The following is a 16,891-nucleotide window of genomic DNA, read 5'->3' as shown; positions in this document are numbered from 1 at the left end:
ATCTCCCCCCAGCTCGCGGACTGAACGTCGGTGTCCAGGGGCGTGCCCAGGAGGCGGAAGAAGGCAGAGGCGTCGTATTGTGTCCACGTGTAGTACAGGTTTCCGGTGTTCCTTATCCCCCAATCGAAATTTTCGGCCACCGAGTAGATTTCGAGCCAGAACGGCGTCCCGGCTTCAACGCCGATGTCGTCTACCAGGTTCAACCGGTAGTGGTACACGGGAAACATATCCAGGTAAACGTCGCCGGTAAAGGTCTCTTTCGGATGGGGGCAATAACTGGCGATGTAGTACTCGCCGGGCATGCCGTAGTGGTCGTAGCGCAGGCCCACGTGGAAGAGCTGGGGGTGGTGGTCGGGTTCGTCGGGGTAGTAATACGCCCAGCATTCGACGGCCTGGAGCACCGCGTCCGTCGCCAGGGTGAAGTCGTCCTGGGTGTAGTGCGGCCCCCAGCTCCCAAAACCTCCGCTCAAGTGCGAGAAGTCGTAGGGCTCCTCCCAGAGGACCTGCAGGTCGTCGTCCCGGTGCGGGGACGAAACGCCGACAGCGCCGGTGAGGCCGAGCGTGGCCGAAAACGTGAGGGCGCAGAGTAAAAGGATTGTCATCCTGGTCATGACGTTACCTCCTCATGTGAGGTCGAGATAAACGGTGTCCCAGGCCCAGTAAAACAAATCGCCGTGAGGGTAAGGTTGGAAGTACTTCCAATTCAGCCGGGGAATGCCGTCCGCGTAATTCTTCGGGCTGAAGGACCAGTCCTCGTCCGCTATCACTAACGCCCAGCCGCCTCCCCATTCCACCCACTTGTACCCCTGGACAAAGGTGCGCCTGAACCTCGGTGTGCCCTCGTCGGGGTGAGACCACCAATCTGCGGGGGGACTAAAGTAGGTGTGAAAGGGGTCACCTTCGTAGTGTTGAGACCCTTCAGCCTTGAAGTGCCAGCGCCAAGCCTCCTGTCCGGTGAAGACCAGGTTGAAAGTAATATGCGGTTCGCAATCGGCCTGGTAGAGCGACCACACGGGCTCGGTCGCGCCGAACCAGATCTGGAACAGGTCGGGGTCCATCTGGGGGTCCCAGTCGAGCGGGGCGTCAATTGCCCCTTCTATCCGCCAGAATCCGTACAAGGGTGGAGGAGGGTCGTCTGACAGAGGCGAGACCTCCGACGGCGAGAGGCCGTCTTCACAGGAAATCAGAAAGAACGCCGCGAAAACGAAGAGAAGAGAAGAGCTTGTGTTTGTCCATTATCATCCCCTTTTTTGTAGTTCTTTTCATGACTTATGTAATCTAGTACAAAATTACAAGGTCGTCAAGGGCCACCGAAATGAAGAGAATGCTCGCCCCTGTAGCTATTAAAAAACCGGACGGCTTTCCGTCCGGTTCGATGCTCGGTACACGCCCCCGCCGGGGCCGCCGTCCCGCTAGTAAACGTCTATCTCGAACTCGTAGGTGATGGAAATCTTCTTGGCGATGGGGACGCCGTTCTGGGTGGCCGGCCTCCACTGGGAGGCCCAGGCGGCCTCGATCGCCGCCTGATCGGCCTCGGCCTTGCCGGTACTGCGGATGACCCAGACCTTGCCTATGTTTCCCGATTCGTCAATGTAGAGCCCGATGGAGCAGGTGCCGGACCAGCCCGCCTCCTTGAGCATGGGCGGGTACTCGGGGTCCGGGGCGGAAATCTTCTCGGGAGGCGTGAGCCCCCGCTCTTCACCCACCTCATCGCCGCCGATGGGCCCCAGATCGGAGAATACGCTATGGCCGGTGTCCTCCACCACGACGTGCTCGAATGTGGGGATGTCAATGGTCTCCGCGGCCTCCTCGTCCTCGGATATCTCGGGGGCGGCCTGGACGAGCTTGGGCGGCGGCTTGACCTCGGGAATCTGAATCGTTTTCGAGGGCGGCTTGATAACCTCGATGTTCTCCAGCTGCTGCACGTTGCGCTGGAGCACGAAAGGCTGCACCGGCCCCACGAAGTTGCTCATCCCCAGGACGACCACCTGACAGCACAGGATGGACAGAAGGAGCGCCTGGAGGAAGAGGCCGCGCTTGGCCTTCGCGTCGAAGAGGCGATCGCCGCTTTTGTCTTCGTTTGCCATATCGAACCCCTTCTACTGGCCGGGTTTAATACGCCGGGGCTGCGGGGTTTGTTCCTGGAGTGTCAGAGCCCTCCGGTTTCGAGCTCGGTGGAGAGGGATATCTTGTAGGCTCGCGATTTCTGGAGCTGCTGGAAGACCTCCATCAGCCGCCCGTACTCGGCGCCGCGGTCCGCCTTGAATATCACCGTCAGGTTCGGGTTCGCGGCGACCTCCTCGGTCATGATGTCTGGCAGGAGCTCCAGGGCGATGTAGCGCCCGTCTATGTTGATGTTGCCGTTGCGGTCCACGTAGAGGGCGACGGTGTCCTTGCGCTTCGTCTTCTCCACCTTCTCGGCGGAGGGGAGCTTGATCTGCGGCCCCCGGTCCACGTTGAAGACCGTGGTCGTCATGAAGAAGATCAACAGCAAAAAGGCGATGTCGGACATGGACGCCGCGGGGATCTCCGGTTTGGACTTGGTCTTCTTCAGCAACTGCACGGCCGACCCCCCTAATTTATCTTCAGCGCGATGCGCTGGAAGTTGGCCTTCTTTATCTCGTCGAAGACGTCTATCATCATCTCGTAGTTCGCCTTCTCGCTGACCTCGAAGATCAAGGCCAGTTCGCTGTCCTTGGCCAGACGCTTTTCGAGCTCATCCTTCAAAAGGCCCTTGCTCGGAATCGGCTTGACGCCGTCGGGCGTCGTCAGGTAGATGGAGCCGTCCTCGGCGACCTGCACGGTGATGATGTGGGTCTGCTTGACCTTCAGCGACGGACCCTCAGCCGGCAGCACCAGACGGATCCCCTTCTCCACGTTGAAGATGGTGGTGGTCATGAAGAAGATCAAGAGCAGGAAGGCGATGTCGGACATGGACGCCGCCGGTATATCGGCTGACACCTTGCTTTTGCGTTTAAAGGCCATGGGTCACCCCCGTCAAGCCTGGGTGTCTTCGATGGCGTCAATGAGCTCGGTGGTGCTCTCCTCCATCTCCAGGACGAAGCGGTCAATGCGGCTGGTGAAGTAGTTGTACATGATGAGCACGGGGAAGGCGATGGCCAGTCCCGTCGCCGTGGTGATCAGGGCCTCGGAGATACCGGAGGCGACGATGGTGGGTTTGACCTCACCGGCCCGGGCGATGCCCTCGAAGGCGCGGATCATCCCGGTGACGGTCCCGAGGAATCCGAGGATGGGCGCGATGGTGGAGGCGGAGGCCAGCACGATCAGGCCGCGCTCCAGGAAGGCGAGCTCCACGGCGCCGGAGTTGGCGGCCGCCTTCTCCGCCGCAGCCACGCCGCGGTCGGCGCGCTCCAGGACGGCCTTGAACACGGCGGCGATGGGCCCGCGGGTCTTCTTGCACTCCTCGATGGCCTCGCCGCGCTTGCCGGCCTTGACCAGCTCGACGATCCGATCGGTGAACTTGCGGGCGTCTATCTTGGCGAACTGGAAGGTGAACAGGCGTTCGATGATGTACGCGCCGGCCAGCACGGAGGTCAGGAGCAGCGGGTACATGACCACCCCGCCCTTGGCGAAGTAGTCCTGGACCGACCCGGCCTCACCCTCCTCGTCGGTGGGTGCGGCGGGAAGCTCTTCGCCTTCGGCGGGCGGGGTTTCCCCCTCGGTGGTGGTAGCGTCGCCCTCAGCCGCGGCCTCCTGGGCGAACACGATCGTGGCCGGGGCCAGCACGAAGAGCGTGGTCACCAGCAGGGCGAACAGGCTGAGACGTCTGACTTTTGCCATGGAGTGGTCCTCCCGGGTGCAGAGGTGGATAGATTGGAGAAGGGTCTAGTACTCGCCCCTCTCGGTCGACCATACGATCTCGTAGTTCGCGAAACCCGTCCGGTCCTCGAAGAGGAACTTCCGGATGCCTGAATCCGAGCTGGAAGAGTAATAAATCCATAAAAGATGAGGTTTTTCCAGGTTCACGATGACGCCCATGAACTCACCCACGCTGGAATCGGTCTGGCCCTGGTTGCCGCTGGCGGCAACCGCCGTTCCCTGGCGGCCGTCGCCGCTGAAGCTCCCCTCGAGTTCCGGGGCCTCGCCCCCCAGGTGCTCCGTGCCGGCGATGCCCGCGCCGAGGGGGTTCTCGACGATTTCGTCGGGAGGGCCGTACCTGACGTAGAGGCGGCCCTGGTCGGTGTCCAGTCCGTCGGTGTAGCCGGTGGCGAAGTGCTCGCGCACGTAGGACAGGCGGCGGTAGTACTCGATTTTGAACTCGTTCTCCGGCGTCGTCGGGTCGGGATCCCTCACGGCCCAGAAATGGTCCACCACGGTCCAGCGCCCCTCGGGCGGCGCGGCTTTGAGCTGAATTATCTCGTCCTCGGCGGCGATGAAGCCGATTTCGTGAAGTATCTGCTCGAACTCGCGGTCGGTCATCGGGACGTCGGAGACGCGGGCCACCTCCGTCACCGTCTCGGGAGTCACCGAGCCGATCCAGAAGAAGGATTCCCTCTCAGCCACGACCTCCCCGGAGGTGTCGTTCGTCAGCCGGCCCCGGACGGTGTATTTGCCCCGGGTCCAGTCCCCCGCGTTCACCGAGAAGACCGTGCCCGCGATCCCGCCTCCCGTGAAATCGGTTTCCCCGGAGTCCACGAGCCTGCCCGGTTCGTCGTATATCTCGTAGGCGAACGTGTGCTCACCGGGGTCGGTGAGGAGCTCCAGGAAGAAGTAGAGGAGGTTGTCGTCGGGCGACACCTGCCGCCGGCTGGCCAGGGGGGCGACGAAGTAGTCGTCTTTGACCAGCTCGGCCTTCCCCTTGAAATTCCCCTCGGGATCGAAATCCTCCGCGTTGAGCGCCCGGGCCCGGGAGGCGAGCTGGATGTCGCTGATGCCGGGCACCGGCCTGAGATTTACCTCAAGGGGCAGCAACGCCGTACCCTCGAGCTTCGAGTTTGGGTCGCCGATGATCAGCCGGGCCTCGTAAAGATCGGGTTCGATTTCCACCCGAAACGTATTGAGCGAGTAGAACGATTCCTGCCGTGTCTGTTCCTCGAGGGTCACCTCGACGTCGTTGGTGGCGGTTTTCCGGTAGATTACCTCCCCGTCGGGATTGAGAATCTCCAGCATGGTGATGTAGGTGGCCCACCAGGTTCCCTCGGTTGTGGGGGTGAATTTCAACGAGGTGTTGGGCACCTGGTAGTAGATCTCCAGGAGGGTTCCCCGTGTGCCGAAGAACTGGCGGCTGTCGGTGGTGAACAGAATGCCGCCCTCGGAGTCCGACGGTCCGAAGTCGGCTGCGGCCGGGGCCAGAAGGAGGAATAACACGAGTAGGAATGTTATTTTCTTTTCCATCACACGACCACCGTTTCCGGCTGGGGGGCTGCAACTTCCGGTGTCGGGATCGGCAAAGCTCTACTTCTTCTCGCCGATCCGCGCCCGGGTAACTGCCTCGTTTCGCTTGTAGGCCTTGCCTCACTCAAGCTCGAAGATCCCCGTATCCGGGTACCTGTCAGATGAAGAACCGGGGCCCTAAATCAGGGTAAAAAGCCCGTCGGTTCAACAATTTCCCCGCGCCCTCTCGTCTGTTCTGGATTTCCGGGTGCGCTCGGGACCGTCGCCGGAGCTCCGCGACCCGTGTTTCGTAGAAACCCTGAAGGTATCCCGAGGAATCATCACCCTCGGCCGGGGCGGGTTCTTGCTGAACGGGGGGCGCGTCCGGCCCCCCGCCTTGTTTTTTCGTACGTCCTCTCTTCTTAGAAGGAGAACCCGAGGGCGAAGCGCAGCGAGTAGCCGAGGCGTCCCAGATCAGCGTAGGCGGCGTCCACGTGTATGTCGGAGGTCCGGCCGAGGCCGACCTTGAAGCCGACTCCGGCGGTGAGACCCGGGACCAGGCTGTCGTCCTCCGTGCCGGCGAAGAAGTCGTAGTTGAGCCGATACCCGACACGAAGGGCCACCACGTTGAACATCCGATACTCGAGGCCCACGTTGACGCGCTCCTCGGCATCGTTGGGATGGATGGCGTCCAGACCAAGGGTGATGAAGTGGTCCTCGCCCTCCAACAGATCGTAGGCCAGGCCCAGTCGGAAGGTCATGGGCAGCGAGAAGTCGTTGAAATCCGTCATGATGTACCCACTCCCGTCACGCTCCAGCTCGCCGTAGGTACCGTCGAAGCGCATGTCCCCGCCGAAGTGCTGGATCGCCATCCCGATGCGCAGGCTCTTGAAGCCGGTGTCGTACAGGGTGCCGATGTCTATGCCCCAGCCCATCGCGTCGTAGGTGTCTATGGTCTGCATGATGTACTGACCGCGCAGGCCGACGCTGAATCGGTCGGTGAACCTGCGGGCGTAGGCCACACCCACCGCCAGGTCGGAAGCCGTGAAGGTTCCCAGGGAACCATCCTGGTCTTCCTGGGTCGTACGTATCATGTCGCCATAGTCCAGGTATGTGGCGGTCAGGCCGAAGAAGCCGATGACGCCGAAGTTGTACACCCCGGCGAAGCTCATCAGCCGCGTCTCGGCGACCCACTCGTTGTCCTCGAAGAAGACGTCCCCGCCGGGGATGCGGGTGAGAGCCGCCGGGTTCCAGAACGCGATGGAGGCGTCCGCCGGGCCGGTTGCCACGCAGGCTCCCCCCATCCCCATCATTCGGGGACCGATGCCGATTTTCAAGAACTGGGCGCCCGCCGTTCCGGTTTTTTCCTGAGCCACGGCGGAAAAGACCAGCATCAGCACCAGGAGAAGCGCCAGGGTTTTAGCCTTCATCAGAACTAGCCCCCTCTCAGGTAAACTGTATTATGTCGAAAGTTTCCTCGAAAGCGTGTCGGGGGGAGACGGGCTCCCCCCGTCGGTTACAGTCTCTCGCCCAGGATGACGGCGAACTTCCCTATCTTGGTGCCGAGACCGGACTCGGTGGCGTCTATGTGGTAGATGTAAACGCCGGACGCCACCTCCATGTTGTTGCGGGACTGGAGGTCCCACCACGCCGTGCCGGAGGTTTGGTTGTTGTGCTCGATGATGTCCACCAGGTCGCCGGAAATCGTGTAGATGCGGATGGTGCAGCGGTCGGGCAGGTTGGTGAAGGCGAGCTTGCGCTCGACGATACCCGTCACCGAACGGGTCTGCCAGTCAACCCCACCGATGTAGGGGTTTGGCACCACCAGCACGTTGTCCAGGTTGTCGCTGTTACCGGTGGTCAGCGTCACTTGAATGTAGTTGGCCCGCACGCCGCCCTCGAGCGCGGGGTACGGGTCCTCGCCAATCTGCTCGTTGTAGAAGGGGTGCGCGCCGAAGTCGAAGGAGACGACGGCGTAGTAGTAGGTGAAGTGGGTGCGCGGTGGCTGGGGTATCGGGACGTCGTAGTCGTCGGCCCAGGTGTCGTCACCGCCACGCGAGGAGTAATCCACCCACTTGTCCCAGTGGGCGTAGTGGTTCCCGTCGTCTATGTACTCGTAGATCCGGTTGCCGGTGCCCGGGGCGTACTGAATGTCGTCCCAGTTGTTGAGCTGGTTGTACTCGTACCGGACGGCTGAAAGGTCGGGATGGGTGGGGTGGCCGGGGCCGTGGTAGCCCGGGGCCTTCCAGTACTCGCCGCCGTGCCAATCGCTCGTGTCGTTGATGTCCTTGTCCCACCAGCACAAGAGGTCGCGCAGGTACGTGGGCTCCTCGGTCTGGCCGTCGTCATACCAGGGCTTGAGGTCGGCGTTGTTGCCGAGCTGGTCCAGCGCCGCGGCGCGGTAGAGACGGTAGCCCTCGAAGTCAATCTGGTTGTTGGAGCTGATGTCGGGCAGGACCTCGATGTTGGTGGTGAGGTTGATCAGGGGGTCCCAGTGGAGTGTGATGTTGCCGTCCTGAACTCCGGCCGAGAGGAGCGCGCTCTTGGGCGGCGAGAGCACGACGAAGTCGTCAACCTCGTCCCCCTGGCGGGGGTCGTCGAACTTGCCGTTGAAGCCCAGGGCGTCTGCCAGGGCCTGGTCGGCGTTCGCCCGTAACCCGTTGCGGTGGTTTCCGATGACGAAGCAGTTGCGCACCTCGAGCACCTCGCCGGGCTGCATCCCCTCGCCGGACATGTCCTCGAAGGGCCCGACCGAGGGGCAGATGCGCCAGTCGTAGGCGGTGGTGATTTCCTCGAAGGTCCCGACGTCCACCATGTAGGCGAACTTGTAGGCATCGTTCTCCGGGTCGTTGTTGATGTCCCAGGAGTGCTGGCCGGTGACGATGTACTCACGTTCGGCGGGGCCGCCGGGATCTATGCAGGCGCGCAGGAAGCGCACCCCGACGAAACCGGGGTAGGGGCCGCCCGAATCCCACTCGGAGTCGAACATGTAGCTCATGTTGCGCGGCGCGGCGTACTGGTAACTCGAGTTACCGGCGAAGTACTCCCAGTAGGGCTGGGTGTCCGAGCTGCCGTCAATGGGCATGGGGAAGTTGACGGAGTCGTACTCGTCGGGGATGTAGTCGGAGGTTTTAGCCCAGGTGACGTTGTTGTAGAGGTCGCCGTCGCCGAAGGGCTCGCCGGAGCCTTGCCCGAGCTGGGTGCTGTTGCCGTCGAACTGGGCCAGGTCGTCGCCGGAGGAGATCCCTCCGCCGACGTCGCAGTCGAAGGCGAAGGCCATGTATGTGTCGGGGTCGAGCGGGGCCGTTCCCTTATAGCGCAGGAAGTAGTAGATGGTGAGCCACTCGTCGTGGCCCGGTGCGCTCCAGCCCATGGACTGGACGCAGACCTCGAGGCCGATCTGGATCTTCGAGCCCTCGTCGGTCATGTACCAGTGGCCGTCCTGGTCCGAGACGCGCGATGGAACGTTGGTGCGCCAGTACTCGCTCATCCAGCTGTAGTCGGTGCCCTCCTGCGGGCCGAAGGACGTGGGGAGCGGGTAGGGTGTGCCGGGGTCGGTGTTGTAGATGGGCGACTTCGGAGACCAGTCGAGCTCTTGCATCACGTGGTACACGTGGATGACGGTCTCCTGGTTGCCGAACCACGGCGAGCCGGTGTAGTTGTATTCAACGCCCGAACCGAGAGGCCACTCGCCGTTTGGCACCACGCTGTCCGAGCCGATGTTGGCGCAGTTGAACACCGTGTTGCCGAAGTTGCCTATGTTGTGGACGAAGGTCATGATGCGGAAGTTGCCGTCCGGTTCAACCTTGGTGAGCGAGCGGGCCGTCACACCGTTTGAACCGACCGCCACCACCCCCACGACGAAGGCCATCAGTGCCACGGCTGAAAGGCCGATTTTAAGTTTCAGCTTCACGGAGATTTCCTCCTTGCTGAGAACGGTGAATGTTTACGACAAAACCGGGTATGCCCTTGGCAAATCCGGGGTAGGTCGGGGCCGACGGTTCGACCCCGACCTTGGCAACCTAGAAGGATATGCTGCCGCCGACGCGGAGCTGGAAGGGTTCGTCGTAGACGTCCACGTCGTCCCACGGTCCGTTCTCGTCGCCGTAGAGATAGTAGAAAGTCGTCCAGTCGCGGTTACCACCTGTGCCCTCGTCGGGTCCCAGGTTACTCACGTTCCAGCGGTCGAAGATGTTGAGCGCCTCGACGAAGAGCTGGAACTGCATACCCCACATGTTTATGTTGTAGTTGACCTTGGCGTCCAGGGTCATGGACCAGGGCATGCGCTCGGAGTTTATCCTCTTCTGGCCGCCCTGCTCGGTGGGGGGTGAGTACGGCGTGCCGGATCCGAAGCTGAAGTTCAGGTTGGCGCCCCACGTGTCGGCGTCGCGGAAGTCGAGCATCAGGTTGACGGTGTGGGTCACGTCCCAGTCCAACAGGTTGGCTTCCAGCGGGAGGTTCCAGCCGTAGTACGAGTAGTCGTACCCCTGCCGCCAATCCGACGACAGGCCCCGGGCGATGGAGTAGGTGTAGGCTATCTTCGAGCTGAACCAGTCGGTCCAGGTGCCGTCCAGGACCAGTTCTACGCCGCGGACGTTGCCCCAGTCGGAGTTGGTCGTCCGGGTGTAGTTCCAGATGCCCAGGGGGTGATTGTAGCGGATGGTGTCGAGCTGCCCGGAGACGTCCTTGTAGAAACCGGTGACGTCGAGGAGCACCGATTTGGTGAACAGGTGCTGGATGCCGATTTCGTAGGAGATGGTCTTCTCAGGCTTCAGGTTCGGGTTCCCGAAGATCGGGTAGGCGCCGATCGGCTTCTCGTAGTTGCCCATGTAGAGGTAGCGGAAGGACGGCATCTGGAAGAAGTGCCCGTAGGAGAAGTGGAGCTTGTCGAACTCCGAGATCGGATGGGCCACGCCCAGACGCGGCGAGAGCTGGTACTTGGCCTCGGCGTCCACCCGGGGGATGTCCTGGAAGGTCTCGTTATCCGAATCGGGATCGGAGTCCTGGGAGTCCATCGGGTTTTCGGGGTAGTCGGTGTTGGGGTCGAAGTAGTCGAAGCGGAGACCCAGGTTGATGATCATCTCGGTGTATTCCATCTTGTCCTGTACGTACACCGCGCCCTGCCACGGGAAGACGTGGTATTTGTCGCCGTAGGTGTTGGAGGCCAGGGGCTGGCGCTGGAAGAGATCCACGTCGTAGTTCGTGTATTCCAGACCGGCCTTGATCAGGTTGTGCTCGTCAATCTCGGTGGTGAAGTCGCCCTTGCCGGTCCAGATCTGCTCCTTGCGGGTTTCCCAGATGCGCATGTCGCCCTTGGTGTAGAACCAGCCGCCGGGGCCGCCCTGGCGCCAGTCCGTGTCGTAGTCCTCCCACCACTTCATGTCGCCGATCTGGTGGTCGCCCCAGGCGTCGCCGTTTTCCCAGACCTGGATCTGCTCCCCGGGGTTGTTGGGATCGTTCTCCCAGTGCCAATCATCGTCGCCCCAGCGGACGCCGTAGTGGTTCCAGGAGTTGAAGTAGTTGGCGCGGAGTGTGTAGTAAGTTTTCTCGTTGATCATGTGCTTCCAAGTGCCGCTCACCTGATACGAGTCGCGCCAAAGGTGGTACATGTTGTCCAGCGTGTACTGGTACTGGACGTCGAAGAGCGGACGGTAGAGCTGGTTCAGGGAGCCGGAAAGGGTCAGGGACATGTCCTGGGAGAAGCTGAACCGCAGTTTGCTCTGGGCGTTGTACTCCCAGCGGGGGCGCGGCATGATCAACTGGGTTCCGGTCTCGGAGTAGTCGCCGGAGAGGAAAAAGGTCATGAAGTTGCCAATCGGGCCGCCGACGGACGCCTCGCCTTTCCAGAAGCGTCCCTGGCGGGTCCGGGTGGTCCAGGTGGTGGGTACGGAATCCCAGTCGGGCTGTCCGGTGGACTCCAGCACCTTCTGGGAGCCGAATTCCTTGGTGCTCTGGTAGAGCTCCTGCCGGAAGCGGACCATTCCCTCGTGCTCCTTGGTGCTGCCGGCCTTGGTGGTGATGTTGATCACGGCGGACTGGGCGTTGCCGTACTCGGCGGAGAAGGTCCCCGAGATGATGCTCATCTCGGCGATGGCGGAGTTGTTGACGTTGGTGGCGGCGTACCCGGTGACGGGATCCAGGATCGGCATGTCGTCCACCATGTAGGTGATCTCGGTGGCGCGGCCGCCGCGGACGTGCATGAATCCGTCGTCGTTGGTGACGCCCGCCTCGTTCTCCATCAGGTCGTAGAAGTTGTCCGCCGGGAGCTGCTCGATGTCCTCGGCGGTGATGTAGTCAATGGAGGTCGTCAGGCTGGGCTCGATCAGGCGGTGCTCGGCGTGGACCGTGATGGTCAGCACCTCCTCCGCCTCGGGGCGCTTCATATTGAAGTTGACGTTGCGCCGCATGTCGGTGAGGAAGGGAATCTCGACGTAGGTGAAGTCCATATACCCGGGAGCCGAGCAGGTCACGTTGTACTGTCCGGGTGGAACGTCACTCCGGGAGAAGTACCCGTCCTCGTCAGAGGTGGCGTGGATGTCCGTGCCCTCTACCCGGATCGTCGCGAAGGCGATGGGCATACCGCTTTCGTCGGCGACGATGCCGGAGATCTGCGCTGTGTTGCCGGCCAGGACGGGCGCGACAATTACCAGGCAGACGCAGAGGGCCAGGGCCGTCGTGTGCAATTTCATTAACAACCCTCCCTCGTCGTCAAGTTACGGGGTTCAGCGTGCCAAGTATCATCAGAAGAAGAAGTAAAGGATGATGCCTCTTGGGGACCCCCAATGATGCTCTCGGGCCCGACGGATGACCCCCAACCGGGGTAGTCGGTGCCTCTTTCTGGAGAGCCCTCGCGGTCTATGCAAGCATAGTTAACGTTAATACAGCCGAAAACCTGTGTCAAGTAAAAACCTGGCGCGCGGATGCCCCTCAAATAACACGTTCTCATCACGGAGACGCTGGACTGCGAACCCGGTATCTGGTAACATCCCCCGGGCCTCTTTCTCGTGAAGGGACGGTTTTGGCACTCGATTACACCGGACGCACCCACACCTGCGGGGGCATCTCGGCCGCGGACCTGGGGAAAACGGTCACCCTTTGCGGCTGGGTCCGCCACGTGCGCGACCTGGGCGGCATCGTCTTCATCCGCCTCTGGGACCGCTACGGCGAGAGCCAGGTCGTCGCCGACCCCGAGCACGCCCCCGAGGCCGGGCGGGTCGCCGCCGACTGCCACCTCGAGTACGTCGTGGTCCTGCGCGGCGCGGTCCGTCGTCGTCCCGCGGATCAGGTCCGACCCGACCAACCCACCGGTGAGGTCGAGGTTCTGGTGGACTCTCTCGAGGTGCTCTCTCCCGCCAAACCGCTCCCCTTCCCCATCGCCGACGACCCACTTGGGTCGGCGCCGGTGAACGAGGAACTCCGGCTCCGGCACCGATACCTGGACCTGCGCCGGGGCCCCATGGCCGAGATGCTCCGCTTCCGCCACCGCTTCATGCTGGCGATGCGCAACCGGCTCGCCGAGGCAGGTTTCCTCGAAATAGAGACCCCGGTGCTTACCCGGTCCACCCCCGAGGGCGCCCGGGATTTCCTCGTGCCCAGCCGCGTCTACCCAGGCTCCTTCTACGCCCTGCCCCAGAGCCCCCAGATGTACAAGCAGCTCCTCATGGTGGCCGGCGCGGACCGCTACTTCCAGATCGCGCGCTGCTTCCGCGACGAGGACGCCCGGTCCGACCGCCAGGTCGAATTCACCCAGCTCGACCTCGAGATGAGCTTCGCCGGCGTGGAGGAGGTGTTCGCCGTCACCGAGGGGCTCTTCGGCCACCTCTGGGCAGAACTCCTCGGGGTGGAGCTCCCCGTCCACTGGCCGAGGATGACCTACGCCGAGGCCCAGCAACGCTACGGTTCCGACAAGCCGGACACCCGCTTCGGCCTGGAGCTGGTCACCCTCTCGGAGGTCTTCCGCGACACGGAGCTCTCCTTTATAAAGGGGGCGCTCGACGGGGGCGGAGTAGTGCGCGGGATCCGCGTGCCCGGTCAGGCCGGGGCCAGCCGCAAAACCCTCGACGTCTGGGAGAACATCGCCAGGTCCGCCGGAGCGGGCGGCCTCGTCTGGGTCAAATGGCTCGAAGACGGCTCCTGGAACGCCAGCATTAAGAAGTACCTGACGGACGCGGCGGCCGGTGAGCTCATGAAATTGTGCGGCGCCGGGCCGGGTGACCTCCTCCTCCTGGCCGCCGGGCCCGCCGGTCGGGTCAACACCGCCCTCTCCCGCCTGCGCCTGGCCCTCGGCGACGAGCTGGGGCTCATCCCCCCCGGCCGCTGGGACGTGCTGTGGGTGGTCGAGTTCCCGCTCTTCGAGACCGACGACCAGGGGCGCCTCACCTCGAGCCACCACCCCTTCACCATGCCCCACCCCGACGATCTGGAGCGGCTCGAATCCGACCCGCTCTCGGTCCGCTCGGCCAGTTACGACATCGTCGTCAACGGGGTGGAGATAGCCTCGGGCAGCCCCCGGATTCACGACCACGAGGTCCAGCGCCGCGTGTTCCACACCCTGGGGCTCTCCGAGGAGGCGGTTCGGGAGCGGTTCGGCTTCTTCCTCGAGGGGCTGTCCTACGGCACGCCGCCCCACGCCGGCATCGCGCCGGGGCTGGACCGGCTCATCGCCCTCATGCTGGGGCGGGAGAACATCCGCGAGGTGATCCCCTTCCCCAAGACGCTGCGGGCCTACGACCCGCTCACCGACGCGCCCTCGGCCGTGGACCCGGCGCAGCTCGCCGAGCTCGGCCTCCGGCTGGAGGGCGGGACGAAAAAAATCGCCCGCGGAGGCGATGAGGGGACGCAATCGGGCTGACCTGGCCGATGACGGGGGTTCCGGGGATAGTTGGGCGCCCAAGAAAAAGAGGAGCCCCGGCGAGTCCGGTCGGCGAGGAGACAAGGGGTTTACACCCCTTGTTCCTGGTGGGCGCGATTCTTACGACTCCTCGCGCGCGTTCCATGGTCACACCCCGCTGCGGGTCTTTATTAGCCCGGAAAATGGCGCTCGTCAAGGGTCTCGCCCGTTTTTTACCATGCGGGTCCTCGCGATTCGGTTGACGCGGGACGCCCGGGCGTGCTATCCTTAGTTAACCGCTTAGGCGCCAGGTGGCGGTGTATGCTCGAGATTGACCGTAGACTCTGCGCGTACTGCGGGGGGTGTGTGGGGGTGTGTCCCACGATGGCCCTCCTCCTCGACGAGCTGACGCTGGTCGTGGACCAGGGGCTCTGCAACGGCTGCGGCATCTGCACCAAGCTCTGCCCGGTGGGGGCGCTCCGCCTGGTTGAAACGGCGGAGGCCGTTCGGTAACCTCAATGAAGAAATTTGAAAACAGTCAAGGGAAGGATATTATCCAAGAGACAGTTAAAAATGTTTTATCCCGAATAGTAGCGCCTGAAAATGCTAAGCAGAAAATCCGAGAATATTGGATACCTGCGTTTCTGAATGGCGAAAAGTACCTAGATAGACAAATAAAGGAGGCGTTAAGCGGAGTTGATTGGGATTGGCCAGAATTAATAGAATGGCTACAACGCTTTCGAAAAGAAAACGAATTTCCTTACATGTGGGAACCTTGTTTGCGCTACTTTGATAAAATACCAAGGATAAAAACATCTATAGAGGATTATCAGATAAAAAGGTGGTTTGAGGAGTCACCTGAAGAAATTAAAACTAAAGCAAACGATTTACCGTTAAATATTAAATATTATTATTTAAAACTTTTTCATAGTAATTATCCTCTAGCATATAACGAAGATGATTTTCCTAATCCTGAGCTAATACGCGAACTTGTTAAATGGAATATTGTACGTGAAGCCACAAAACCAGCTGATAGACTAGTTATTACGGATTATCATCTTGTCCAGAAGGTTTCAAAAACAGCAGGATTACGCGCTGTAGGGAAAAAAGAGGATTTGATAAATTGTTTAGTAGATTCTAGTAAGGAAATGGAATTATCAAAAATGCTCGATGACTTGGGCGTGCCATCTGGAGAAAACAATTATATTCCGAATCAAAGGAAAGAATTTTCAGTAGAAAATGCTTTTGAAAACGTTGGTTCGGTTGACTCCTCATATGACAGTGATGACGAAGTTGATATTGATTTGGATGATCCAAATTTACCTCTTTCTTTAGAGCTCGCTCTCTATAATTTATTGTCACATACACTTTCTATGAGTTGTTATACTGCTAGAGAAATTGAACAGGCTGTCAATTCAGGTTTCGTAAAAAAGATGCAAGTATTAGCTACTGATAATTCAACTTCTTACTGTCTTAAAAGGCAAAAAATCTATAAAATTGATGAGCTTAGAGAAAAAAGCCCACCTTGGTTTCCAGGTTGTAGGTGTTCTTTACTAGCTGAATTTTAATATAATACTCTGCGGGGATATTATGGCCTTCAGCCTCAAGCGCATCCGACCCCAGTGGCTGGCGAACCTGGCGAAGAACATCGTCAAGGTCCGGTTCCAGAAGGACTCGGCCCGCGGGCGCGAGGTCTACCCCGTCCTGGCCAGCTACAACATCACCAACCGCTGCGACATGCGCTGCGTCTACTGCGGCTACCCGAAGATGGACCGGCGGGAGCTGCCCACGGCGGACAAGCTGCGCGTCCTGGAAAAAATCCGCCCCGGCATCCCGGCCCTGGACATCTCCGGCGGCGAGCCTCTCATCCTCCCCGACATCGACGAGGTCATCCGCCGCGCCCACGCGCTCGGCTTCGCCCCGCTGGTCCTCAACACCAACCTCATGCAGATGCGCCGCCACGAGGTCCTGCTGGACTACGTGGACCAGCTCATCGTCTCGCTGGATTCCACGGTGCCGGAGATTTGGGACTCCATCGTCCGCGTCAAGGGCGCCTGCGACCGGGTGATGGGCAACCTTCGCCACTACGCGAAGGCCCAGGACGAAAAGGGCTTCCAAATCAACATCAACGCCGTGATTCTCCCCGACCATTTAGGCCAGGTGCTGCCGCTCCTGGACTTCGCCGCCGAAATCGGGGTCAGCTTCAACGCCGTGCCGCGGGTGGACGGCTTCGAGCCCAACCCGGAGCTCGTCGGCAACCCCGAGTACCGGGCGCTCATCGACGCGCTCATCCGCCGCAAAGAACAAGGCTACCCCGTCCTCAACACTACCCTCTACCTCGAGCGGGTGCGCGACTTCCTCCCTTACCGCTGCTACGCCACGGTCACCCCCAAGGTGGGGCCGCTGGGCCAGGTTTTCTACCCCTGCACGAAGATGCACTGGGTGGCGGGGAACCTGCTGGAGGAGCCGAGCCTGTGGGCCGTGCTGAAGCGGGCCTACCGCGAGGCGCCGCGGCACCACTGCGGCCGGTTGTGCTACATGAGCTGCTACATGGAGCCTATCCACTACCTCGAACACCCCATCAGCTTCCTCGCCGAGGGCCACCTCCGGCGGCTCATCGGCCGGCGCAACGGGGGGATGGCCGAGACGGCCTGAGTCGGTCGGTATCCTTCGAGAAAGTCCCGAGAGGGGCTTTTTTGTTGGTGGTGAAAGGGGGCGTACGATAAA

At 61.3% G+C, this 16,891-nt stretch carries 14 protein-coding genes; 4 read left to right on the top strand and 10 right to left on the bottom strand.

Going from position 1 to position 16,891, the window contains the following annotated elements:
* From VM054_06095 to VM054_06050, 10 genes are all read right to left on the bottom strand, one after another.
* A partial coding sequence (locus VM054_06095; GenBank protein HUT98628.1) for a hypothetical protein occupies window positions 1–611 on the bottom strand: 611 nt, incomplete at its 3' end.
* Window positions 612–623: 12 nt separating this feature from the next.
* Complete coding sequence (locus tag VM054_06090; GenBank protein ID HUT98627.1) at window positions 624–1,118, bottom strand: hypothetical protein; 495 nt, start codon at window positions 1,116–1,118, stop codon at window positions 624–626.
* Window positions 1,119–1,412: 294 nt separating this feature from the next.
* Entirely contained in the window at window positions 1,413–2,087 is a 675-nt protein-coding gene (locus VM054_06085) for a TonB family protein (protein HUT98626.1), read from the bottom strand.
* 62 nt (window positions 2,088–2,149) lie between these two features.
* The gene (locus VM054_06080; protein HUT98625.1) at window positions 2,150–2,563 is read right to left on the bottom strand and encodes a biopolymer transporter ExbD; all 414 of its coding nucleotides are present in this window, start codon (window positions 2,561–2,563) and stop codon (window positions 2,150–2,152) included.
* A gap of 11 nt (window positions 2,564–2,574) precedes the next feature.
* Complete coding sequence (locus VM054_06075) at window positions 2,575–2,985, bottom strand: biopolymer transporter ExbD (GenBank protein HUT98624.1); 411 nt, start codon at window positions 2,983–2,985, stop codon at window positions 2,575–2,577.
* 12 nt (window positions 2,986–2,997) lie between these two features.
* Complete coding sequence (locus VM054_06070; GenBank protein ID HUT98623.1) at window positions 2,998–3,801, bottom strand: MotA/TolQ/ExbB proton channel family protein; 804 nt, start codon at window positions 3,799–3,801, stop codon at window positions 2,998–3,000.
* A 45-nt stretch (window positions 3,802–3,846) separates the two neighbouring features.
* Complete coding sequence (locus VM054_06065; GenBank protein ID HUT98622.1) at window positions 3,847–5,355, bottom strand: GWxTD domain-containing protein; 1,509 nt, start codon at window positions 5,353–5,355, stop codon at window positions 3,847–3,849.
* A gap of 401 nt (window positions 5,356–5,756) precedes the next feature.
* Entirely contained in the window at window positions 5,757–6,764 is a 1,008-nt protein-coding gene (locus tag VM054_06060) for a PorV/PorQ family protein (GenBank protein HUT98621.1), read from the bottom strand.
* Between the two features lie 86 nt (window positions 6,765–6,850).
* Window positions 6,851–9,247, bottom strand: coding sequence for a hypothetical protein (locus tag VM054_06055; protein ID HUT98620.1), 2,397 nt, complete (start codon window positions 9,245–9,247; stop codon window positions 6,851–6,853).
* Between the two features lie 109 nt (window positions 9,248–9,356).
* Window positions 9,357–12,023, bottom strand: a complete 2,667-nt coding sequence (locus VM054_06050) for a TonB-dependent receptor (GenBank protein HUT98619.1) — start codon at window positions 12,021–12,023, stop codon at window positions 9,357–9,359.
* 329 nt (window positions 12,024–12,352) lie between these two features.
* Here VM054_06050 and aspS point away from each other — a divergent pair, with 329 nt between their 5' ends.
* The 4 genes from aspS (at window position 12,353) to VM054_06030 (ending at window position 16,819) form a co-directional block, all read left to right on the top strand.
* Window positions 12,353–14,185, top strand: a complete 1,833-nt coding sequence (aspS, locus tag VM054_06045) for an aspartate--tRNA ligase (protein HUT98618.1) — start codon at window positions 12,353–12,355, stop codon at window positions 14,183–14,185.
* 300 nt (window positions 14,186–14,485) lie between these two features.
* Window positions 14,486–14,677, top strand: a complete 192-nt coding sequence (locus VM054_06040) for a 4Fe-4S binding protein (GenBank protein HUT98617.1) — start codon at window positions 14,486–14,488, stop codon at window positions 14,675–14,677.
* Between the two features lie 5 nt (window positions 14,678–14,682).
* A complete protein-coding gene (locus tag VM054_06035; protein ID HUT98616.1) occupies window positions 14,683–15,732 on the top strand; it encodes a hypothetical protein in 1,050 nt (349 codons plus the stop codon).
* Window positions 15,733–15,754: 22 nt separating this feature from the next.
* The gene (locus tag VM054_06030; protein HUT98615.1) at window positions 15,755–16,819 is read left to right on the top strand and encodes a radical SAM protein; all 1,065 of its coding nucleotides are present in this window, start codon (window positions 15,755–15,757) and stop codon (window positions 16,817–16,819) included.
* Window positions 16,820–16,891 lie beyond the last annotated feature (72 nt).

It is taken from the genome of bacterium, from assembly GCA_035528375.1.
GTDB lineage: Bacteria > RBG-13-66-14 > RBG-13-66-14 > RBG-13-66-14 > RBG-13-66-14 > RBG-13-66-14.
The sequence above is the reverse complement of the archived record's forward strand: the minus strand, read 5'-3'. Positions and strand labels throughout refer to the sequence as shown.

Coding starts and splice junctions, on each gene's coding strand:
- VM054_06085 (HUT98626.1), bottom strand. CDS start 2,087: ATGGCAAACGAAGACAAAAGCGGCGATCGCCTCTTCGACGCGAAGGCC.
- VM054_06075 (HUT98624.1), bottom strand. CDS start 2,985: ATGGCCTTTAAACGCAAAAGCAAGGTGTCAGCCGATATACCGGCGGCG.
- VM054_06070 (HUT98623.1), bottom strand. CDS start 3,801: ATGGCAAAAGTCAGACGTCTCAGCCTGTTCGCCCTGCTGGTGACCACG.
- VM054_06065 (HUT98622.1), bottom strand. CDS start 5,355: ATGGAAAAGAAAATAACATTCCTACTCGTGTTATTCCTCCTTCTGGCC.
- VM054_06060 (HUT98621.1), bottom strand. CDS start 6,764: ATGAAGGCTAAAACCCTGGCGCTTCTCCTGGTGCTGATGCTGGTCTTT.
- VM054_06050 (HUT98619.1), bottom strand. CDS start 12,023: ATGAAATTGCACACGACGGCCCTGGCCCTCTGCGTCTGCCTGGTAATT.
- VM054_06040 (HUT98617.1), top strand. CDS start 14,486: ATGCTCGAGATTGACCGTAGACTCTGCGCGTACTGCGGGGGGTGTGTG.
- VM054_06035 (HUT98616.1), top strand. CDS start 14,683: ATGAAGAAATTTGAAAACAGTCAAGGGAAGGATATTATCCAAGAGACA.
- VM054_06030 (HUT98615.1), top strand. CDS start 15,755: ATGGCCTTCAGCCTCAAGCGCATCCGACCCCAGTGGCTGGCGAACCTG.